This window comes from Actinoplanes sp. NPDC051513, assembly GCF_044454685.1.
Classification (GTDB): Bacteria; Actinomycetota; Actinomycetes; order Mycobacteriales; family Micromonosporaceae; genus Actinoplanes.
This window is the reverse complement of the sequence record NZ_JBITDW010000001.1, coordinates 442,346-462,687: the sequence shown is the minus strand read 5'-3', so window position 1 is coordinate 462,687 and position 20,342 is coordinate 442,346. Positions and strand designations below refer to the sequence as shown.

At 71.6% G+C, this 20,342-nt stretch carries 22 protein-coding genes; 12 read left to right on the top strand and 10 right to left on the bottom strand.

Features of this window, described 5'->3' with window-relative positions; translation table 11 throughout:
* Positions 1 to 316: 316 nt before the first annotated feature.
* Positions 317 to 988, top strand: a complete 672-nt coding sequence (locus ACIA5D_RS02200) for an N-acyl homoserine lactonase family protein (RefSeq protein ID WP_396027979.1) — start codon at positions 317 to 319, stop codon at positions 986 to 988.
* Between the two features lie 6 nt (positions 989 to 994).
* Here the strand turns inward: ACIA5D_RS02200 and ACIA5D_RS02195 are convergent, their stop codons facing one another.
* From ACIA5D_RS02195 to ACIA5D_RS02175, 5 genes are all read right to left on the bottom strand, one after another.
* A complete protein-coding gene (locus tag ACIA5D_RS02195; RefSeq protein ID WP_396028576.1) occupies positions 995 to 1,426 on the bottom strand; it encodes an MBL fold metallo-hydrolase in 432 nt (143 codons plus the stop codon).
* A 298-nt stretch (positions 1,427 to 1,724) separates the two neighbouring features.
* Positions 1,725 to 2,513, bottom strand: coding sequence for an alpha/beta hydrolase (locus ACIA5D_RS02190; protein WP_396027978.1), 789 nt, complete (start codon positions 2,511 to 2,513; stop codon positions 1,725 to 1,727).
* A complete protein-coding gene (locus ACIA5D_RS02185; RefSeq protein ID WP_396028575.1) occupies positions 2,510 to 3,472 on the bottom strand; it encodes an alpha/beta fold hydrolase in 963 nt (320 codons plus the stop codon). Before ACIA5D_RS02185 ends, ACIA5D_RS02190 begins: the two co-directional genes overlap by 4 nt.
* Positions 3,396 to 6,134, bottom strand: a complete 2,739-nt coding sequence (locus tag ACIA5D_RS02180; protein WP_396027977.1) for an AAA family ATPase — start codon at positions 6,132 to 6,134, stop codon at positions 3,396 to 3,398. The genes ACIA5D_RS02185 and ACIA5D_RS02180 overlap by 77 nt, the downstream gene beginning before the upstream one ends.
* 39 nt (positions 6,135 to 6,173) lie before the next feature.
* Entirely contained in the window at positions 6,174 to 6,860 is a 687-nt protein-coding gene (locus ACIA5D_RS02175; protein WP_396027976.1) for an IclR family transcriptional regulator, read from the bottom strand.
* A gap of 49 nt (positions 6,861 to 6,909) precedes the next feature.
* On the opposite strand from ACIA5D_RS02175, the gene leuC reads away from it, so the two are divergent.
* The 4 genes from leuC (at position 6,910) to ACIA5D_RS02155 (ending at position 10,489) form a co-directional block, all read left to right on the top strand.
* Positions 6,910 to 8,355, top strand: coding sequence for a 3-isopropylmalate dehydratase large subunit (gene leuC, locus ACIA5D_RS02170; RefSeq protein ID WP_396027975.1), 1,446 nt, complete (start codon positions 6,910 to 6,912; stop codon positions 8,353 to 8,355).
* Between the two features lie 13 nt (positions 8,356 to 8,368).
* Positions 8,369 to 8,956: a 3-isopropylmalate dehydratase small subunit gene (gene leuD / locus ACIA5D_RS02165; protein ID WP_396027974.1), complete on the top strand. Its 588-nt coding sequence runs from the start codon at positions 8,369 to 8,371 to the stop codon at positions 8,954 to 8,956.
* A 177-nt stretch (positions 8,957 to 9,133) separates the two neighbouring features.
* Positions 9,134 to 9,949 carry an HU family DNA-binding protein gene (locus tag ACIA5D_RS02160; RefSeq protein ID WP_396027973.1) on the top strand — a complete coding sequence of 272 codons (816 nt, stop codon included), beginning with the start codon at positions 9,134 to 9,136 and terminating at the stop codon, positions 9,947 to 9,949.
* A gap of 105 nt (positions 9,950 to 10,054) precedes the next feature.
* Positions 10,055 to 10,489: a hypothetical protein gene (locus ACIA5D_RS02155; protein ID WP_396027972.1), complete on the top strand. Its 435-nt coding sequence runs from the start codon at positions 10,055 to 10,057 to the stop codon at positions 10,487 to 10,489.
* On the opposite strand, the gene ACIA5D_RS02150 is transcribed toward ACIA5D_RS02155, so the two are convergent.
* The 4 genes from ACIA5D_RS02150 to cofC are packed head-to-tail and all read right to left on the bottom strand — an operon-like array spanning position 10,446 to position 14,493.
* A complete protein-coding gene (locus ACIA5D_RS02150; protein WP_396027971.1) occupies positions 10,446 to 11,324 on the bottom strand; it encodes an NUDIX domain-containing protein in 879 nt (292 codons plus the stop codon). The genes ACIA5D_RS02155 and ACIA5D_RS02150 overlap by 44 nt on opposite strands.
* On the bottom strand, positions 11,324 to 13,579 hold the full coding sequence (locus ACIA5D_RS02145; RefSeq protein ID WP_396027970.1) for an RNA degradosome polyphosphate kinase: 2,256 nt from the start codon (positions 13,577 to 13,579) through the stop codon (positions 11,324 to 11,326). Before ACIA5D_RS02145 ends, ACIA5D_RS02150 begins: the two co-directional genes overlap by 1 nt.
* Before the next feature lie 55 nt (positions 13,580 to 13,634).
* Positions 13,635 to 13,832, bottom strand: coding sequence for a cold-shock protein (locus ACIA5D_RS02140; RefSeq protein ID WP_396027969.1), 198 nt, complete (start codon positions 13,830 to 13,832; stop codon positions 13,635 to 13,637).
* Positions 13,833 to 13,851: 19 nt separating this feature from the next.
* Positions 13,852 to 14,493, bottom strand: a complete 642-nt coding sequence (gene cofC / locus ACIA5D_RS02135; protein ID WP_396027968.1) for a 2-phospho-L-lactate guanylyltransferase — start codon at positions 14,491 to 14,493, stop codon at positions 13,852 to 13,854.
* Positions 14,494 to 14,619: 126 nt separating this feature from the next.
* On the opposite strand from cofC, the gene ACIA5D_RS02130 reads away from it, so the two are divergent.
* From ACIA5D_RS02130 to ACIA5D_RS02100, 7 genes are all read left to right on the top strand, one after another.
* Entirely contained in the window at positions 14,620 to 15,351 is a 732-nt protein-coding gene (locus ACIA5D_RS02130) for a lysophospholipid acyltransferase family protein (RefSeq protein ID WP_396027967.1), read from the top strand.
* On the top strand, positions 15,351 to 16,346 hold the full coding sequence (locus tag ACIA5D_RS02125) for an NAD(P)H-dependent glycerol-3-phosphate dehydrogenase (protein WP_396027966.1): 996 nt from the start codon (positions 15,351 to 15,353) through the stop codon (positions 16,344 to 16,346). Before ACIA5D_RS02130 ends, ACIA5D_RS02125 begins: the two co-directional genes overlap by 1 nt.
* On the top strand, positions 16,343 to 17,488 hold the full coding sequence (locus ACIA5D_RS02120) for a cystathionine gamma-lyase (protein WP_396027965.1): 1,146 nt from the start codon (positions 16,343 to 16,345) through the stop codon (positions 17,486 to 17,488). Before ACIA5D_RS02125 ends, ACIA5D_RS02120 begins: the two co-directional genes overlap by 4 nt.
* 4 nt (positions 17,489 to 17,492) lie before the next feature.
* Positions 17,493 to 17,849 carry a hypothetical protein gene (locus ACIA5D_RS02115; RefSeq protein ID WP_396027964.1) on the top strand — a complete coding sequence of 119 codons (357 nt, stop codon included), beginning with the start codon at positions 17,493 to 17,495 and terminating at the stop codon, positions 17,847 to 17,849.
* A gap of 87 nt (positions 17,850 to 17,936) precedes the next feature.
* Entirely contained in the window at positions 17,937 to 18,290 is a 354-nt protein-coding gene (locus ACIA5D_RS02110) for a GntR family transcriptional regulator (protein ID WP_396027963.1), read from the top strand.
* Positions 18,287 to 19,168: an ABC transporter ATP-binding protein gene (locus ACIA5D_RS02105; RefSeq protein ID WP_396027962.1), complete on the top strand. Its 882-nt coding sequence runs from the start codon at positions 18,287 to 18,289 to the stop codon at positions 19,166 to 19,168. Before ACIA5D_RS02110 ends, ACIA5D_RS02105 begins: the two co-directional genes overlap by 4 nt.
* Positions 19,165 to 19,845: a hypothetical protein gene (locus ACIA5D_RS02100; protein WP_396027961.1), complete on the top strand. Its 681-nt coding sequence runs from the start codon at positions 19,165 to 19,167 to the stop codon at positions 19,843 to 19,845. Before ACIA5D_RS02105 ends, ACIA5D_RS02100 begins: the two co-directional genes overlap by 4 nt.
* Here ACIA5D_RS02100 and ACIA5D_RS02095 read toward each other — a convergent pair.
* Positions 19,842 to 20,333: a hypothetical protein gene (locus tag ACIA5D_RS02095; RefSeq protein WP_396027960.1), complete on the bottom strand. Its 492-nt coding sequence runs from the start codon at positions 20,331 to 20,333 to the stop codon at positions 19,842 to 19,844. The genes ACIA5D_RS02100 and ACIA5D_RS02095 overlap by 4 nt on opposite strands.
* Positions 20,334 to 20,342 lie beyond the last annotated feature (9 nt).

Sequence of the window (20,342 nt, the reverse complement as noted above, 5' to 3'; positions counted from 1 at the left end):
TGCTTGGGCCAGGGGGCGCGTCGCCGGCCCCCACGGTGTGGTGCTTGGGCCAGGGGGCGCGTCGCCGGCCCCCACGGTGTGGTGCTTGGGCCAGGGGGCGCGTCGCCGGCCCCCACGGTGTGGTGCTTGGGCCAGGGGCGCGCCGCCGCTTTCGTGGTGCGGTGCTTGCGACAGGGGCGCGCCGGCGGCCCCCCAACGGTGTGGTGTTTGCGCCAGGGACGTGCCGCCCGATCTCGTGGTGCGCGGTGCTTGCGGTCGGGGAGGGCCCAGCGGGTTTGGAGTCTGGGGTGGGGTGGGGGGACGGCATAATCGACCGATGGCTGACATCGTGGTCCGTCGGGTCGCTCTCGGGTACTTCGTCCGGCCCGCTGAAGAGACCGGCACGGGGCAGTGCCGGGTTGAGCCGACGCTCGGGTATCTGATCGATCATCCGCACGGTGGGCGCGTGCTGGTCGACACCGGCATGGGGCGGCATCCCGAGGTTGACGCGCACTATCGGCCGCGGCGGATTCCGCTGGTCGTGGCCCTCGGGGGTGTCGGGGTCAAGCTTGACGACATCGACTACGTGGTGAACTGCCATCTCCACTTCGACCACTGCGGCGGCAATCCGGAACTGGCCGGCCGGCCCGTGTTCACTCAGCGCGCCGAGCTGGAGCTGGCCCGCACCACCGACCACACTCTTCCCGAGCTGATCGACCACCCGGGTGCTCGCTACGAAGAGCTGGACGGCGAGGCCGAGATTCTTCCCGGGGTGGTGATCCTGCCGACGCCCGGCCACACCGCGGGTCACCAGTCGGTGGTGGTGACCCGCGGCGACGGGACGATCGTCGTGGCCGGGCAGAGCCACGACAACGCGTCGCTGTTCACCGGCGACGTGCTCGCCCAGCACTCGGGCGTCGGCCACTACCCGGTCTGGCTGCACCGGATTCTGGCCTTCGACCCGAAGCAGATCGTCTTTGCCCACGACAACGCCGTCTGGACGCCCTGAGAAGCCTCAGGGCAGCTCGGTCGCTACCCCGGGCACGAGCCAGGTCAGCGCGTCCGGCGGGAACGCCGCGGCGATCTCGGCGCGCCCCTCGTGGAAGTGTGACCAGCCCTCGTAGTGCACCGGCACGATCCGCCGCGGCTTCACGTGCGAGCAGAGCCGCACCGCGTCCCGGCCGGTCATGGTGAACCGGGCCGGGCCGGTGAGGCCGAACTGCACCTTGCCCAGGTGCAGGATCGCGGTGTCCACGGTCAACCGGTCGGCCACCTCGAGGACCCCGGGGAAGACCACGGTGTCCCCGGAGATCCAGACGACCTCCGCGGCGCCGAGCGCGAATCCCGTTGTGGGCCCCACGATCGGCACCGCCCAGGCCGGCCCGTGCCGGGACGGCGTGGCGGTGACCTGGAGATCGCCGATCTTCGTGGTCTCCCAGGGCGCCAGGCCGATCGCGTTGCCGCCGAGCGTCGCGCCCCCACCGGCGTGGTGATCACCGTCGGCACGGACGACAGCAGCGCCCGGCCGGAGTCGTCCAGGTTGTCGGCGTGCTGGTCGTGGGTGAGCAGCACGCCGTCGAGCTCGCCCAGCGACGAGGCGGGCAGCGCCGGCCCGGTGGTCTTCCGCGACGACGTGCCCCAGCCGAACGAGTACCGCCGGCCGGGGGCGTCGAACGTCGGATCCACCAGCAGCCGCACCCCGCCGATCTCCAGCAGCGTCGTCGGACCGCCGATATGGGTGATGTTCATTTCGCGTGGGTCAGCGCCCAGTCGAGCACCTCGTCGGCGATCTGCTCCCAGCCCTTCTGGGCGGGCAGCAGGTGGGCGTAGCCCTCGTACTCACGCCGCTCGGTGATCGTGTTGGACTTGTAGTGCTTGCAGTTCGACTCCTGGATCGCCGGCGGCATGATGTGGTCCTCCGAGCCGGAGACGAACAGCAGAGGCGCCCGGTTGTCGTTGTGGTAGTCGACCCACGTGTCCTGGTGGCCGGGCTGGAAGTTGGCGAGCACGCCGCCCCACAGGATCCCGCCGCTGGCCGGGATCGCGTACCGCTCGTAGAGCGCCCGCGCCTCGTCGTCGTCGAACGTGTTGGTGAAGGCGTACTTCCACTCCTCGAAGGTGAGCGGGATCGCCTTGTGGCGGTTGGCCGGGCTCTTGAGGACCGGGAAGGTCGACTTCAGCTGGGACAGCGGGACGACCCGGACGCCCTCGGTGGGCGCCGAGTTCAGGGCCACGCCGGCCACGCCGAAGCCGTGGTCGAGCAGGATCTGGGTGAACGCTCCGCCGGCCGAGTGCCCGATGATGATCGGCGGCTCGGGCAGGGCGCGGATCGCCTCCTCGAAGTGGGCGATGATCTGCGGGACGGTGACGTTCAGGACCGGGGTCGGGTCGGCGTTGAGCGACTCCACCTCGACCTCGAAGCCCGGGTAGGCCGGCGCGATCACCTGGTGGCCCTTGGCCTCGAAGTGCGTTTTCCAGTTCTCCCAGCTGCGCGGGGTCACCCAGAATCCGTGGACAAGAACGATCGGCTTCATGCGTCGTGCTCCTTCAGGAAGTTCAGCAAATCGAGGCTGAGCTGTTCTTTGTGGGTGTCGGTGATGCCGTGCGGCGCGCCGGGATACACCGCGAGACGAGCGTTCTTGATCCGGGCGGCCGAGGCCTGTCCGCCGACCGCGAACGGCACGACCTGGTCGTCGTCGCCGTGGATCACCAGCGCCGGCACGTCGATCGCGTCGAGGTCGGCGCGGAAGTCGGTGCCGGAGAAGGCCGCGATGCTTTCGTACGCGTTGCGGTGCCCCGCCTGGAGTCCCTGCCGCCAGAACGCGTCCCGGATGCCCTGCGACACGTCCGCGCCGGGCCGGTTGTTGCCGAAGAACGGACCGTCGGCCAGGTCCTGGTACTGCTGAGAACGGTCGGCGAGCGAGCCGGCCCGGATCCCGTCGAAGATGTCGATCGGCAGCCCGCCCGGGTTGTCCGGGGTGAGCAGCATGAACGGTGGCACCGCCGAGACCAGCACCACCTGCGCCACCCGCGAGGTGCCGTGCCGGCCGACGTAGCGGGCCACCTCGCCACCGCCGGTGGAGAAGCCGACCAGCGTGATGTCGCGCAGGTCGAGCGCGTCGATCACGGCGGCCAGGTCATCGGCGTACGTGTCCATCTCGTTGCCATGCCACGTCTGCGTCGACCGGCCGTGCCCCCGCCGGTCGTGCGCGATCGCGCGGTAGCCGTTCTCGGCCAGGAACAGCTGCTGCGCCTCCCAGCTGTCCGAGTTGAGCGGCCAGCCGTGCGAGAGCACCACCGGCCGTCCCGAACCCCAGTCCTTGTAATAGATCTCCGCCTTGTCGGCGGTCGTCACATAACCCATCTCGTGATCGTGGTGGGAGCGTGTCCACCTGCGAATCCCGTGCGGCGCGTAGTCAGTCGTGCAAACTCTCGCGTAGCTGCCGCCGCGATCGCACGCCGAGCTTCCGGTACACCTTGCGCAGGTGGTAATCGACCGTGCTGGCGCTGAGGAACAGGTTGGCCGCGATCTCGGCGTTCGTTCCGCCGTCGCGCGCCAGGCGCGCGACGGCGGCCTCCTGGGGGGTCAGGGCCGTTTCGTCATCGTTCCGTACGGGTGTGGGCACGGTCCCGCCGAGCGCGCGCATCTCCTTGCGGGTCCGTTCGGCGAACGCCTCGGCCCGCACCTGTTCGAACATCTCCAGCGCGGCGCCCAACTGCTCGCGGGCGTCCCGGCGACGGCGCTGCCGGCGCAGCCACTCGCCGTAGAGCAGCCGCGCCCGGGCCAGGTCGCCGTGCCCGAGCGTCCCGGAGAGAAGCTCGATCGCGGCCCGGTAGTGCGGCTCGGCCTCGTCGAGCGGCGCCAGCAGCGCCCGCGAGCGCTCGATCAGGCCCAGCGCCCGGGGCGTGCCGCAGGCGCCCGCGGACCGGGCGAGGTCGGCGAAGGCCAGCTTGGCGGTACGCCGGTCGCCGGCGCGCAAGGCGGCCTCGACCAGGTCGGGCAGCGCCCAGGCGTACCGGTGCGGCCGGCCGAGCTTCATCAGGCCGAGCAGCGTGTCCCGGGCGGAGGCGTACTGGCCTTCGGCGTTGTCGCGGATCGCCAGGGCGAAGCGGGTCACCGAATGCAGCGCGCCGAGGTTGAGCGTCTCGAACACGCCGAGCGCCGCGCCCACCGACTCCTTGACGTTCCGCTCGTCCCGCCACGTGACCAGTTCGGGGTGGCGCCAGACCAGCTCCTGGTCGGCGGTCATGCCGAGCGCCCGGCGCAGCCGCTGGCCGGCCGCGTCGTGCCGGTCCGCCTCGTCCAGCCGCCCGAGAAACGACTCGGTCATCGCCCCGAGGTAGTGGACCTGGTCGAGCGCGTAGAGCGCGCCGGTGCGGCGGGCGGCCGTCTCGGCGCGGTCGAGGATGGCCTTCTTGAGGTCGTCCTCCCAGATCAGGTTGCCGAAGTTGATGCCCACCGTGAGCCGGGACAGCAGAACCTCGTCGGGAGTGGACGGGTCGACGAACGCGGTGACCGCCCGGCGCATCGCCGGCACCCCGGTTTCGTAGCCGCCGAGCGTGAAGGCCGTGTACCCGGCGAGGATCAGTTCGTCGACGCCGGCCGGGTCGGCGCCGGCCAGCCTTCCCGCGGCGGCGGCGATCTCGTGCTCGGGCACGGTGGACACGAACTCGGCGCCGATCACCTGCTCGACCGCCTGCACGAGCGCGCGACCGGCCCGCTCCCGGTCGTCGCCGAACGCTTCGGCCGCGGCCAGCGCCCGGGCCACGCCGAGCCGCTGCCCGGTCGGCACGCCCGCGTTGACCTCGGCGGTCGCCCGGGTGAGCAGCGCCGAGCCGCGCGCCGGCCCCGGCAGGGCCGACTCGTCGACGAGGTCGAGCAGCGTCAGCGACCGCGCGAACGCGCCGGCCGCGAGGGCTGCCTCGGCTGCCTGAACGTGTCGCAGAGCCCGCGTCGGGGGGTCGGGCGTGAGCTCGGCGGCCCTGCTCAGGAAGGTGGCCCGAGCCGTGTGCCCGCCGCGAGCCGCGGCCCGGCCCGCCCGGCGCTCGAGTTCGGCGGCGACGGTCTCGTCCGGCCCGTCCGCGGCCGCGGCGAGGTGCCACGCGCGGCGATCCGCGTCGGCGCTGTCGGTGATCGTCGCGGCGATTGCCCGGTGTGCGTCCCGGCGCCGGACGGGCGTCTCTCCGCCGTAGACGGCCGAACGCACCAGCGGATGCCGGAACGCCATGGGCGGGGAGCCGGTGATCAGCCGGTCGGTCTCGGCCGGCGCCGCATCCGCCGGGGCTGCGCCCAGCAGCCGGCCGGCCGCGATCAGTTGGGCGGAGCTGCCGCCCGCGTTCGCGGCGGCGAGCAGCAGCCAGGTGCGGGTGGCCGGGGGATAGGCCCGGGTACGGGCCGAGTAGTGCGCCTCCAGGCGGCTGCCGATCGGCGTCGGCTCGGGCAGCGGAACGCTGCCGCTGAGCTGCTCGGTGGTGAGCTCACGGCCCAGGTCGGTGAGGGCCAGCGGGTTACCGCCGGTGGTGCGGGCGATGTGCTCGGCGAGCGCGGGGTCGACGGGGGTGTCCACGACATCGGTCAGCAGCGCCACCGCGGCTTCCGGCGACAGGCCGGCGATCTCGCGCGTTTCGACGCCGGCGAGCAGGCCCAGGTCGTCGCCGTCGGCGCGCAGCCCGAACAGCAGCACGACACCCTCGGCATGCAGGCGGCGGCCCACGAAGGCGAGCGCCCGCAACGACTCCCGGTCGAGCCATTGGGCGTCGTCCACGATGCAGAGCTGTGCCGCCTCCGGCGCTTGGTTTTCCGAGGCCAGCAGGGTGAGCGTGGCGAGGCTCACCAGGAACAGGTCGGGCGGCGGGCCGTCGGCAAGGCCGCAGGCCACCTCCAGGGCCGCGCGCTGGCTGGCGGGCAGGCGTTCACGGCCGGGGAGAAGCGGGATCAGCAGCCGGTGCAGCGCGGCATAGGGAAATCCGGCCTCGGGCTCGACGCCGCTGATCCACAGAGTCTCGGGCGCCCGGCTCTCGGCGTACCGCAGAAGTGCGGTCTTGCCGACGCCGGCCTCGCCGCGCAGCACCAAGCTCGCGCTGCGCCCACCTCGCGCTCCGGTCAGAACCGCGTCGAGCGTGGCGCACTCCGCCTCCCGCCCGAAGAGCCGCATGCGCGAACCCTACCCAGCGTGCGCCGGGCTTTACAGGCTCTACAGGCCGGAGAGTCGTTGACCCGCGCGCACAACGGCCATCGCGTGGCGCTCGCCGGGGCGGCGGCCGAGCCGCTCGATCGGTCCGCTTATCGAGATGGCCGCGATCACCCGGCCGGTGCGGTCGCGGATCGGCGCCGAGACACTCGCCACACCGGGCTCGCGCTCGGCGACGCTCTGGGCCCAGCCGCGGCGGCGCACCTCGGCCAGCGTGCGGCCGGTGAACTTGCAGCGGGGCAGCAGCGGCATCACGGCCTCGGGCGGCTCCCAGGCGAGCAGGATCTGCGCGGCCGAGCCGGCCGTCATCGGCAGCACCGAGCCGACCGGGACGGTGTCGCGCAGGCCGCTCGCGCGCTCGGCCGCGGCGACGCATATACGCTCATCGGCACGGCGCAAGTAGAGCTGCCCACTTTCCCCGGTCGCGTCCCGCAATACGGAAAGCAGGGGCTCGGCCGCGGTCAGCAGAACGTCCGGTGCGGCGTTCGCGAGCTCGCCCAGTCGGGGCCCCGGACGCCAGCGTCCCTGGGTGTCCCGGACCAGCATCCGGTGGATCTCCAAGGCCTGGGCCAGGCGATGTGCTGTCGCTCGCGGCAGCTTCGTACGGTCGACCAATTCGGCCAGGCTGGCGCCGTCGACACAGGCCGCGAGGATGACGACCGCCTTGTCGAGAACGCCGACACCGCTCATACTGTGTCCCACAAGCCGAAACATACCTCCCAGAATTTAGGATGTCCAGATGGTGGGAGTCACTCCGAAGCCGCGGACCTTGGCGGAGAAGGTCTGGGACGACCATGTCGTGCGCGCCGCCGACGGCGAGCCCGATCTTCTCTACATCGACCTGCACCTGTTGCACGAGGTGACCAGCCCGCAGGCCTTCGACGGCCTGCGCCTGGCCGGCCGCCCGGTGCGCCGGGTCGACCTGACGCTCGCGACTGAGGATCACAACACCCCGACCGGGTACGCCGATCCGGCCTTCAACACCCGCCGCGGCGAGCTCCTCACGATCGCCGACACGGTGTCGCGCACGCAGATCGAGACGCTCCGCAAGAACTGCGCCGAGTTCGGTGTGCAGATCCGCCCGCTCGGCGACGTGCAGCAGGGCATCGTGCACGTGATCGGCCCGCAGCTCGGCCTCACCCAGCCCGGTCTGACCATCGTCTGCGGCGACTCGCACACCGCGACCCACGGCGCGTTCGGCGCGCTGGCCTTCGGCATCGGCACCAGTGAGGTCGAGCATGTGCTTGCCACCCAGACGCTGCCGCAGAGCAAGCCCAAGACGATGGCCGTCACGGTGGTCGGCGAGCTGCGGCCCGGCGTGAGCGCGAAAGATCTGATCCTCGCGCTCATCACGCAGACCGGCACCGGCGGCGGCAACGGCCACATCGTGGAGTACCGCGGCGAAGCCATCCGCAAGCTCTCCATGGAGGGCCGGATGACCATCTGCAACATGAGCATCGAGTGGGGCGCCAAGGCCGGCATGATCGCGCCGGACCAGACCACGTTCGCCTACCTCGAGGGCCGCGAGCACGCGCCCAAGGGCGAGCAGTGGGACGCCGCGGTCGCGTACTGGAAGACGCTCGTGACCGACGAGGGCGCCGAGTACGACACCGAGATCGTCCTGGACGCCTCGGCCGTCAGCCCGTTCATCACCTGGGGCACCAACCCGGGCCAGGGCGCGCCGCTGGACAGCGCGGTGCCCGACCCCGAGGAGTTCATCGAGGAGACCGACCGCAACGCCGCCCGCCGCGCCCTGGCGTACATGGACCTCACCCCGGGCACGCCGTTCCGCGACGTCCCGGTCGACGTGGTCTTCGTGGGCTCCTGCACCAACGGCCGGCTGGAAGACCTGCGCGCCGCCGCCGACGTGCTGCGCGGCCACAAGGTGCACGACGACGTCCGCATGATGATCGTCCCCGGGTCGTACCAGGTGCGCGAGGCCGCCGAGGCCGAGGGCCTCGACAAGGTCTTCACCGAGGCGGGCGCCGAGTGGCGCTTCGCGGGCTGTTCCATGTGTCTGGGCATGAACCCCGACACGCTCAGCCCCGGCCAGCGGGCCGCCTCCACGTCCAACCGCAACTTCGAGGGCCGGCAGGGCAAGGGCGGGCGCACCCACCTGGTCTCGCCGCAGGTCGCCGCCGCCACCGCCGTGGTCGGCCGACTCGCTGCCCCGGCCGACCTGTAACGGGAGAGACCAGATGGACAAGTTCGTCACCCACAGCGGCAAGGTCATGCCCCTGCGCCGCTCCGATGTGGACACCGACCAGATCATCCCGGCCGTGTATCTGAAGCGGGTCACCCGCACCGGTTTCGAGGACGGTCTGTTCAGCGCCTGGCGCGACGATCCGTCGTTCGTGCTCAACAACCCGGCCCACGCCGGGGCCACGATCCTGGTCGCCGGCCCCAACTTCGGCACCGGATCGTCCCGGCAGCACGCGGTCTGGGCGCTGCGCGACTGGGGCTTCAAGGTGGTCATCGCGGCCCGGTTCGGCGACATCTTCCGTGGCAATGCGCTCAAGGAGGGTCTGCTGCCCGTCCAACTCGACCAGAAGGCGGTCGAGGCGATCTGGGACATGGCCGAGAGCGAGCCGGAAAAGCAGATCATCGTGGACCTCGAGGGCCGTCAGGTGCGCGTGGACGACGCCTCCTGGCAGTTCCCGATCGACGATTTCAGCCGGTGGCGGCTCATGGAAGGCCTCGACGACATCGGACTGACGTTGCGCCATGAGAGCGACATCACCACGTACGAGAACAATCGTCTCGCCTTCAAGCCGGTCGTCGCCTGAGGCTCGAAAACGCCTGTCAGAACACGGATTTTCGCCCCCGCCGGATCACTGGCGGGGGCGAATTCGTTGCAACACAAGGGATTTTTTTGCCCTAATGTTTGTGTCTGCTGGTCAGAGGGCATACGGTGCGCGCAGAATGGCTCGCATTGGGCCAATCTCACGTTCGGGAGGAAAACCGTGAACAAGGCCGAGCTCATCGAGGCGCTCGCCGCCCGATTGGGAGACCGGAAGACAGCGACGGCGGCGCTGGATGCGGTCATCAGCGAGGTGCAGAACGCTGTCACCAAGGGCGACAAGGTGGCCATCACCGGCTTCGGCTCCTTCGAGAAGCGGGTGCGCAATGCGCGTACCGCGCGCAATCCGAGGACCGGCGAGACGGTGAAAGTGAAGAAAACGTCGGTGCCCGCATTCCGGCCCGGCACGGCCTTCAAGGACATGGTCGCGGCCGGAAAGGTCGCCAAGGCGGCCCCCGCCAAGAAGGCGGCGACCACCACCGCGGCTGCGAAGACGACGGCGGCCACCAAGACGGCGGCGGCCAAGAAGACGACCGCCACCAAGGCTGCTCCGGCCAAGACGGCCACCGCGGCCAAGACGGCCACGGCCGCCAAGAAGACGACCGCCACCAAGGCGGCGCCGGCCAAGAAGACGACCGCCACCGCCACCAAGACGGCCGCGGCGAAGAAGACGACCGCCACCAAGGCCGCCCCGGCCAAGACGACGGCGGCCACCAAGACGGCGGCGGCCAAGAAGACGACCGCCACCAAGGCCACGACCGCCACCAAGGCCGCGCCCGCCAAGACGGCGGCGGCCACCAAGACGGCCGCGGCGAAGAAGACCACGGCCACCAAGGCGGCGCCGGCGAAGAAGGCGGCGACCGCCACCAAGACGGCGGCGGCCAAGAAGACCACCGCCCGCAAGACCACGACGGCCGCCGCGGCGGCCACCCCGGCCCGTGCCCGGGCCAACACCTCGGCGGCTCGTAAGACCCGCTGAGAACCCGCTATCGCCGCGTAGGCGACGCGTTGGGCGGTCCACCCTTAGGTGGACGCCCAACGCGTCTCCGGGCGCGGATGAGGCGGCTGTGCCTACCGTCCGGGCATGCAGCGAGAAGCGACACCGCGGGGGCTGGTCGTCCGGTCGCTGGTCGCCGCCGGGCTCTTCGCGGTCGCGGTGGTGCCCGGGTGGACGCTCGGCGACCTGGTCGAGTCGTGGACCGGCAACGGGTTGCTCGACTGGCTGATTACGTGCGCGTGGTCGGGCCTGGCGGTGCGCCTGCTGGCGCCGTGGGGCTCCTACCGCCCGCGGGACGGCTGGCTCGGCGCGATCCCGCTCTACGGCTGGTATCTCACGTGCGTGCTGTGCTGGCGGGTGGCGTTGCTGCCCTACCGGGACTGGGAGCCGCGCGACGAGGAGCTGTGGCGGGCGCGATGGCTGACCGGCGACCGGCTCGGCCTGTGGCGGGCCGACCCCGTGCCCGGCCGGTCGAGAACTAGAGCCGCGATGCGTCCAGCAGTTGATCCCCGGACCAGGTGAGCAGCCAGCCGTCGCCCTTGGGCGTCCGGTAGGGCGCCGGATCGGACTCGTCGCGCAGGGTGGCCAGCATCGTCGGCATGACCTTGCCCTGGCTGCAGATCACCGGCACGCCGCCGCCGCGCAGGTCGAGCAGCCGCTGTGCGCCCAGTTTCGCCTTGGCCGGCGCCTCGTCGGCGACCATCGGCTCGGCGAACGCGCCGTCCTGCACGATCGGAGCGCCGCCGAGCAGCGCCGCCAGCGGCTCGAGTGTCTGCTTGCACCGCAGCGGCGTCGCCGAGATGAGCCGATCGGGACGCAGCAGCGCCAGCGCCGCGCTGATCCGGTCGGCCTGCGCGCGGCCCCGCTCGTCGATCGGGCGCAGCGCGTCGTTGCCCTTCCACTCCTTGCGCTCGCCGGCGTGCGCATGCCGCACCAGCGCCACCACCGACGTGATCGGCGGCAGCGCGGCGGCCACGGCGAGCACGCCCCGCTCGTCGTCGTAGCTGAGCCGGGCCGTCGCCTCGTCGGGCGAGAGCCACGCGATCTCGTCGACCTCGGACGTGTCCTGCACCGGGCCCTCGTCGGCCAGGCGCATCAGCCAGTAGTCGACCGTCTTGAGGGTGCCGTCGGGCAGGTCGTAGGCGAGCGTGGGCAGCCGGAGCCGCGGGACGCCGACGCAGCCGGTCTCTTCGGCCACCTCGCGGACCGCGCCGGCCAGCGGGTGCTCGTCGCCGTTCAGCTTGCCCTTGGGCAGCGCCCAGTCGTCGTAGCGGGGGCGGTGCACCAGACAGAACTCGATGCCGGTGAGGGCGGGCCGGTAGAGCACCCCGCCCGCGGCGCGTACCGTCTCCGGCATCAGACCGCCTTGCCGATGACCCGGCGCAGCAGCGCCTCCTGCAGGTGGACGTGCCGGTCCGACGGGCCGTACTGGCGCCGGTGCCAGGTGCCGTCGCCGTGCAGGTCCCAGCCCTCGCTCTCGTCGCTCATCGCCATCTCGAGCACGCTGCGCAGGTCGCGCTGGGCCGACGGCAGCGTCACCCGCACCAGCGCCTCGACCCGGCGGTCGAGGTTGCGGTGCATGAGGTCGGCCGAGCCGATCCAGTACTCGGCGTCGTCGCCGGGGCCGAACCGGAACACGCGGGAGTGCTCGAGGAAGCGGCCGACGATCGAGCGGACCCGGATGTTGTCGGAGAGGCCCGGCACACCGGGGCGCAGCGCGCACATGCCGCGGATGATCAGATCGGCCTGCACGCCGTCCTGCGAGGCGCGGTAGAGCGCGTCGATCGTCTCCTCGTCGACGAGTGAGTTCACCTTGAACTGCACGAGCGCCTCGCCACCCTCGCGGGCGATCGCGGCCTGCTGCTCGATCCGCTCGATCAGCCCGGAGCGGACGCCGTGCGGCGCCACCAGCAGCCGGCGGTACGAGCGTTGCCGGCTGTACCCGGTCAGCACGTTGAACAGGTCGGTGACGTCGGCGCCCACCTCGGGATCGGCGGTGAGCATGCCGAAGTCCTCGTACAGCCGGGCGGTCTTGGGGTGGTAGTTGCCGGTGCCGATGTGGCAGTAGCGGCGGATCTGGTTGCCTTCCTGGCGCACCACCAGCGCGGTCTTGCAGTGCGTCTTGAGACCGACCAGGCCGTACACCACGTGGCAGCCGGCCCGTTCCAGCGTGCGCGCCCAGGCGATGTTGGCCACCTCGTCGAAGCGCGCCTTCACTTCGACCAGCACCACGACCTGCTTGCCGGCCGCGGCCGCGTCGACCAGCGCGTCGACGATCGGCGAGTCGCCCGAGGTCCGGTACAGCGTCTGCTTGATGGCCAGCACGTTGGGGTCGGCGGCGGCCTGCTCGATGAAGCGCTGCACGCTCGTGGAGAACGAGTGGTACGGGTGGTGGACCAGGATGTCGCTCTCCCGCAGCCGGTTGAACACGCTGCGGGGGACCTCGCCGTCGGCCAGGTGCGGGTGGGTGGCCGGGACGAACGGCCGGTCCTTGAGGTCGTCGCGGTCGGTCTCGCCGAACACCTGCCACAGCGCGGACAGGTCGAGCAGGCCCGGCACCCGCAGCACGTCCGAGCTGGCGATCTCGAGCTCGCGGACCAGCGTGTCGAGCACGTGGTCGCTGATCGAGGCGGCGACCTCGAGGCGTACCGGCGGACCGAAGCGGCGCTGGGCCAGTTCGCGCTCGAGGGCCTGGAGCAGGTCTTCGTCGCGGTCCTCGTCGACCTCGAGCTCGGCGTTGCGGGTCACCCGGAACAGGTGCCATTCCTGGATCTGCATGCCCGAGAAGAGCTGGTCGAGGTGGACCGCGATGAGCTCCTCGACCGGCAGGAAGCGTACGGCGCGGTTGTCGTTCTGCACCGTGACGAAGCGCGGCACGTTGTTCGGCACCTTTATGCGGGCGAACAGCTCGGAGTTGCCGTCGTCGGGGTCGCGCAGCACCACGGCGAGGTTGAGCGACCGGCTCGAGATGTACGGGAACGGGTGCGCCGGGTCGACCGCGAGCGGGGTCAGCACCGGGAAGACCTGCTCCCGGAAGTACGTGCGCATGCGCTCGCGCTCGGCCGGGCCCAGCTCGCCCCAGCTGACCAGCTCGATGCTCTCGGCCGACAACTTGGGACGGACCTCGTCGGCGAAGCAGGCCGCGTGCCGGGTGACCAGGTCGGCGGTGCGTTCGCTGATCATCTCGAGCTGGTTGCGCAGCGAGGAGCGGTCGCCGCCGCGCATCGGCAGGCCGGCGCTGAGCCGACGCTTCAGGCCGGCGACGCGCACCATGTAGAACTCGTCGAGGTTGCCGGCGAAGATGGCCAGGAACTTGGCGCGTTCGAGCAGCGGCGTGTTCGGGTCCTCGGCGAGCGCGAGCACCCGTGCGTTGAAGTCGAGCCAGGAGAGCTCGCGGTTGAGGAACCGGTCCTCGGGCAGTTCGGGGGCGCTGTCCGACTCGAAGACCTCGTCCGGCGCCGGCGCCTCGTCGGTCTCGGCAATGTCCGTCATGAGGTGCTCCGTCGATCGCTCCGGCAGTTGCTGGTCGGTACTGCTTTCCCCGCTCCGGGGCAGGAAGCGGCCGTTCGGGCCACGCCGGCGGGCTTCGGGGATCCGGGGCGAGGTCTGCATCGCTCCATCATTGCGGTTTCCGGTGAAACGTGAAACGAACAGGACCTAGATCAACTCAACCGATTCCGGGAATGGCCACTCGGCTGACCAGGCCCTTGGCCTCGGTCTCCACCACGACCCGCTGCCCGAGGCGCAGCAGCCGCAGTCCCGAGCGCTGGAACGCGTCAGCATCGAAGGCCAGCTCAGTGCCGTCGTCGAGGAGGAGGGTCCCGGATCGGGTCTCCGGGTCGAAGGTCGCGATCGTGCCCTGCATGCCCTGCACGCTACCGGGTTCAGGCGGCGGGGACGCAGCTCACCGTGAGTCCCAGATCACGCAGCAGCGCGCAGGTGTGCCGACCAGCGCCGAGTGCCAGCACGAGGGCCAGGTCGGCGGGCGTGTCGACATCCTGCCGCAGGCCCGGCCAGTCGCCGGTGAGCGGGATCGCTCCGGAGGCCGCGTGCGCGACCGCCGAGCCGATGCCGAAGCGCGGGTCCAGCGGCACGCCGGGCGGCGCGGCGAGCAGGACGGTGCCGGTGCCGGCCGCGTCGGCCACGAAGCTGCGCCCGGTCGCCGCGCTCAGGGCCGCGTCCAGCTGTCCGGGGCGCAACGCCGGCAGGTCGCCGGTGAGCACCGCCCGGAAGCGATCGGCGCCGGCCACCTCGTCGGCGCCGTAGCGAATGGCGGCGTTCAGGTCGGCGCCCGGATCGGGCACCACCCGAGCGCCCAGCTCGCGCACCGCGGCCGCGGCCTCCGTGTCGTCGGTCACCACCACGAGCTCGGCCACCGTCGATCCGGCCAGCACGGCCGTCACCGTGTCGCGCACCATGGCGAGCGCCAGGTCGGCATGCCGGGCCGCGGGCACGGCGCCACGCAGCCGGCTCTTGGCCGCGCTCAGCCGCTTGACGGGAATCACCGCCGTCCAGTCCGCAAACATCTCGCCAAGTCTGCCAGCGGCCCCGCGACGCACCCCTGCCTGGTCCCTGCGGCCACGAGCAGGCATGATTCCTGGCGAGGCATGGTGCCGCGGTGGGGACACTCCGCGGGTAGGGCAGGAGGGGCCGTGGCGCAGCGCGGGCTGGGATTCTGGCAGCGTTTCGCGGTTGTGTTGGTGCTTCCGGTGCTCAAGGTCTGGACCAAGCGGACCTGGACCGGGATGGAGAACATGCCCCGGACCGGTGGCGTGATCATCGCGCCCAACCACGCGTCGCACTTCGATCCGCTGGTGGTGGCGCACTACATCTACGGGACCGGTCGCTGGCCGCGCTTCCTCGGCAAGGCGAGCCTGTGGAAGGTGCCGGTCCTGGGCCCATTCCTCCGCAAGGTCAAGCAGATCCCGGTGGAACGCGGCAGTGTGGAGGCGGTGAAGTCGCTCGACGCGCTGGTGGAGGCCCTGAACGACGGCGGTGTCGTGGTGATCTACCCGGAGGGCACGACCACCCGCCAGCCCGACCTGTGGCCGATGCGCGGCAAGACCGGCGCGGCCCGGCTCGCCCTGCTCACCGGCGCGCCGGTGATCCCGATGGCGAACTGGGGCGCACACACCATCTACGACCCGCGCACGAGCAAGCTGCACATCCGGGCGCGTACGCCGGTGACCGTCATCACCGGCAAGCCCGTCGACCTCTCCCGCTGGGAGGGCGCCACCCCGACCCGCGCGGTGCTCGAGGAGATGACCGACGCGATCATGCTGGACGTCCAGCGGCTGGTCGCCGAGGTGCGCGGCGAGACCGCGCCGGCCGGGCTCTACGACCGCCCGGCCGCCAAGCGCGCGAGCGCCGGCGAGGAGGCCTGATGACCAGGGCCGCGGTCATCGGCTCGGGCGCCTGGGGAACCGCGTTCGCCAAGGTGCTCGCCGAGGCCGGCGCCCGCGTGACGATCTGGGGCCGCCGCGCCTCGGTGGTCGAGGAGATCCGCGACCGGCACACCAACGCGGGCTCGCTGCCCGGCCTGCGGCTGCCCGAGGAGGTGACGGCGAACGCCGACCTTGCCGCCGCGACCGAGGGCGCCGACCTGATCGCGATCGCCGTGCCCTCGCAGACGCTGCGCGGCAACCTGGCCGAGTGGGCCGACCACTTCGACCGCGACGCTACGGTCATCTCGCTGATGAAGGGCATCGAGCTCGGCACGACCAGGCGGATGAGCGAGGTCATCGTCGAGACCGCGCGGGTCGCGCCGGAGCGGGTGGTGGTCGTCTCCGGGCCCAACCTGGCCCCCGAGATCGCCGCCGGGCAGCCCACCGCCACCGTGGTCGCCTGCCTCGACGAGGACCGCGCCAAGCGGGTGCAGCACGCGCTCGCGCTGCCGTACTTCCGGCCCTACACCAGCCCCGACGTCGTGGGCTGCGAGCTCGGCGGTGCGGTCAAGAACGTGATCGCGCTGGCGTACGGCATGGCCGCGGCGATGGGCCTGGGCGACAACACCCGGGCCTCGCTGATCACGCGCGGACTGGCCGAGACCGCCCGGCTGGGCGTGGCCCTGGGCGCCGACCCGCTGACCTTCGCCGGCCTCGCCGGGCTGGGCGACCTGGTCGCGTCCTGCTCGTCGCCGCTGGCCCGCAACCGTACCTTCGGCGAGCACCTGGGCCGGGGCGAGAGCCTCGAGCAGGCCCAGGCGGCCACCCGGCAGACCGCCGAGGGCGTCAAGAGCTGCCTCTCGATCCGCGACCTGGCCCGGGCGCACAACATCGAGATGCCGATCGTCGAACAGGTCGAGCGCGTGTGCCACGAGGGCGTGGACCCGCAGATCGCCGTCAAACTGCTGATGGGCCGGGAGATGAAGCCGGAATGATCCCTTCCAACCGCCCCGCCACCGCCCTTGAACGGACTGAAGGCGGTCATTCGGATGGCACTCGGGTCGTGCACGCCGGGCTGCCCGAGCCGGTGGTCGGCGAGCCGTTCCTGCCCGGGCCGGTCTTCGCCGCGCCCTACCACCTCGACCCTGTGACGGGGCCGGGAGAGAACGGCTACGGCCGTACCGAGCACCCGACCCGGCGTGCGCTCGAGGACGCGATCGGCCAGCTCGAGGGCGCGCCCACGCTGGTCTTCGCGAGCGGCCAGGCGGCGATCACGGCGCTGCTGCTGTCGGTGCTGCGCCCCGGTGACACCGTGGCGCTGCCGGCCGACGGGTACTTCACCGTTCGCGCCTTCGCCGAGGGGACCCTTCGGGACCTGGGCGTTTCCTCGCTCACCGTGCCGACCGCCGGGCCATACCCCGATTTTTCCGGCGTACGGCTGGTGCTGCTGGAAACCCCGGCCAACCCGGGCCTGGACGTGTGCGACATCCGCGAGCTCGCCGCGGCCGCGCACGCCGCCGGCGCCCTGGTCGCCGTCGACAACACCACCCCGACGCCGCTCGGGCAGAACCCCCTCGCCCTGGGCGCCGACATCGTGGTCGCCTCCGGCACCAAGGCGCTGACCGGCCACTCCGATGTGCTGCTCGGCTACGTCTCGACCGCCGACGACGCGCTGTTCGACAAGGTGGAGACCTGGCGCAAGCAGACCGGCGGGGTGCCCGGCGCGTTCGACTGCTGGCTGGCGCACCGGTCGATCGCCACCCTCGACCTGCGGCTGGCCCGCCAGACCCAGAACGCCGAAGCGATCGCGAAGGCGCTGCTCGCCCGGCCGGATGTGACCGGCGTGCGCTGGCCGGGCCTCGAGTCCGACCCGGCCTACGAGGTGGCCGCCAAGCAGATGCGCCGGATCCCCGGCGTCGTCTCGTTCGATCTGGGCTCGGCCGACCGCGTGGCCCGCTTCCTCATCGCGGCGTCGCTGGTCTTCGCGGCCACCTCGTTCGGTGGCGTGCACACCACGGCCGACCGGCGGGCGCAGTGGGGCGACGACACCGCCCCCGGCTTCCTGCGGCTGTCCTGCGGCATCGAGGACACGGCCGACCTCCTGGCCGATCTGACGGCCTCCTTGGACGAAGCTTGATCGCATGAGTTGGGGCAGTTTCTCCGGTGACGAGGTCGCGGCGCTGACGACGGGCGAGAGCTTCTTCGTGGCGCCGGGGGAGCGGGACTGCCCCGGTTGCGGCGAGCGCCGGCTCCGGGCGTACGTGAATGCGCCGGAGCACGCCCGGCGCCCGACGCTGGTCAGCTACGTCTGGTGCCCGGCCTGCCGAAAGTTCGTCGGCACCCGGGCCAAGCACCCGGAGGGGCTGGTCTTCTCCGATCCCCTCGCCGCGCTGTCCGCCGCCGAGCGGCGTGAGCTGGAGCGCAGCCTGGTGGGCTTCCTCGCGCACCTCGATCGTCTGTGGGACGACGGCGTGCTGCCGCAGACCTTCGCGGCCTGACGGCTCCCCGACAGCATCTTGCCCGGCCGCTTGGTGGGCTCTATGGTTCGTTACATGAGTAATGAACCGCAGAACTAGGGAGGCTCGGTGTTCGACGACCGGAGCCCGATCTACCTGCAGATCGCCGACGGGATCAAGAACGACGTCCTGAGCGGCGCCCTCAAGGAGGACGAACAGGTCATGTCCACCAACCAGTACGCGGCCTTCTACCGGATCAATCCCGCCACCGCGGCCAAGGGCTTCGCCCAGTTGGTCGAGGAAGGTGTGCTCTACAAGAAGCGGGGAATCGGCATGTTCGTCAGCCCGGACGCACGCGAGAAGCTCCGGCGGGAGCGACGCGAGCGGTTCTTCACCGAGATCGTCGACCCGATGCTGGCCGAGGCCAAGCGGGTCGGCATCGAGATCGACGAGATCGTCCGGCACCTCGGGGGCGCGCGATGATCGAGCTGCGCGACGTCACCGTCCGGTACGGCTCGACCGTCGCCGTCGACAACATCGATCTCGACCTGCCCACCGGCAAGATCTACGGCCTGCTCGGGCGCAACGGCTCCGGCAAGACCAGCTTGCTCAGCGCGCTCGCGTCGTTCCGGCGCCCGTCGGCGGGCAGGGTCCGGGTCGACGGCGCCGACGCCTTCGAGAACCCCGCGGTCATGCGGCAGACCTGCTTCATCCGCGACACCCTCGACACCAACGAGTCCGACAAGGTGCGCGCGCTGATCGGCTTCGCCGGCTGGATGCGGCCCACCTGGGACGCCGATTACGCGGCCAAGCTGCTCGACCTCTTCGAGATCGACCCGAGGAAGCGGGCCTCATCGCTCTCCCGCGGGCAGAAGTCGGCGGTCGGGGTCGTGCTCGGCCTGGCCTCCCGCGCGCCGCTGACCATCCTGGACGAGACGTATCTCGGCATGGACGCGGTGGCCCGGGCCGCCTTCTACCGCGAGCTGCTCGACGACTACCTCGCCCACCCGCGCACGATCATCCTCTCCACGCACCTCATCGAGGAGGTCGCCGACCTCTTCGAGCGGGTGATCATCATCGACCGCGGCCGCCTGCTGTTGCACGAGGAGACCGACGAACTGCGCGGGCGCGGCGTCACCGTGACCGGCCCGTCCATGGCGGTCGGCGAGTTCGTGGTCGGGCACACCGTGTTCGGCGAGCAGAGCCTCGGCGGGGTCAGCGCCGTCACCCTCGACTGGCAGCCCACGCCGGAGGATGTCGCCCGCGGCGAGAGCGCCGGGCTCACCTTCGGCCCGGTCGGCATCCAGGACCTCTTCATCCACCTCACGTCATCCGCGCAGCGGCTGGAGGCCACTCGATGAGCGTCACCGGCGCCCTGTTCCGCATCTACCGGCCGATCATCATCCCGTTCGCCGTCCTCCTGGTGGCGGTCGAGGCGGCCATCGTGAGCGTGGTGGCCACCGTGAAGGATCTCGACTTCAGCATGTGGCTGGTGCTGGGCGGGTCGGCCGCGAAGTACTGGCTGCTGGTGATCGGCATCATCCTGGTGGCCATGCAGCTGCGGCAGTTCGTGGTCAACGGCGTCACCCGGCACGAGTTCCTCGCCGGGCTGGCGGTGTTCGGGCTGGTCCTGGTGGTGGGCTGGGCCGTCGCCGTGGTGCTCGGACACGAGGTGGAGAGCGTGCTGCTCGACGCCTTCGGGGCGCGGGCGGCGAACTACCCGACGCTGACCGCCGGTGGGGCGGTGCGGGAGTTCGGGGCGGTGCTGCCGGTGTCGGCGGCCTATCTGGTGTCGGGAGCGGCGATCGCGGCCGGGTTCTACCGGTTCCGGGTGTGGATCGGGTTGCTGGCGATGCTGGGCGGGGCAGTGCCCGCCGTGGTCGCCGACGGGCTGCTCGGGGTCAACGAGTTCGGCGGGCTGACCGACAAGGTGCCCTATCCGGCGGCGCTGGCGTTGTCGCTAGCGGCGACCGGGCTGGTGGCGTGGGGCTTCCACCGGGCGATCAGCGACGTGGCGATCCGCCGGGCGGCGGCCTAATGCCCGCCCGCTCGCTGCAGGGAGAAGTCGTGCAGCCAGTCTCGCGTCACGGGCATCTCCTCGCCGCCCGTGACGCGGCGCAGGGCCTCGCTCGGGCCGATGCCGAGCAGCACCAGCGTCAGGCAGGCCAGCAGGGTCGATCGGCCGATTCCGCCGAAACACTGCGTCGCGACGAACTGGCCGGCGCGCACGCGGGCGGCGAGCCGGCCGGCGAGAAGCACCACCTGGGCCGCCTCCTCGCGCTGCACGCCGCCCTCGCCGAGAGGGAACGCGACGAGCTCCACGCCCAGCCCGGCGGCCGCCGCGATCGTGCTCTCGAAGCCCATCCGCTGCTGCTCGGGGGCGGTCAGCGCGGAGACCAGGACGGTGACTCCGCCGTCGGCCAGCGCGCTCAGCTGATCAGCCTCCCAGCCGTCGCCGCGCGGGTGCGCGATGGTCGCGAGCCGGCCTGACCCCATGCCGAAGATCACGTGGAGTGATGCAGTCATGAACCCGCA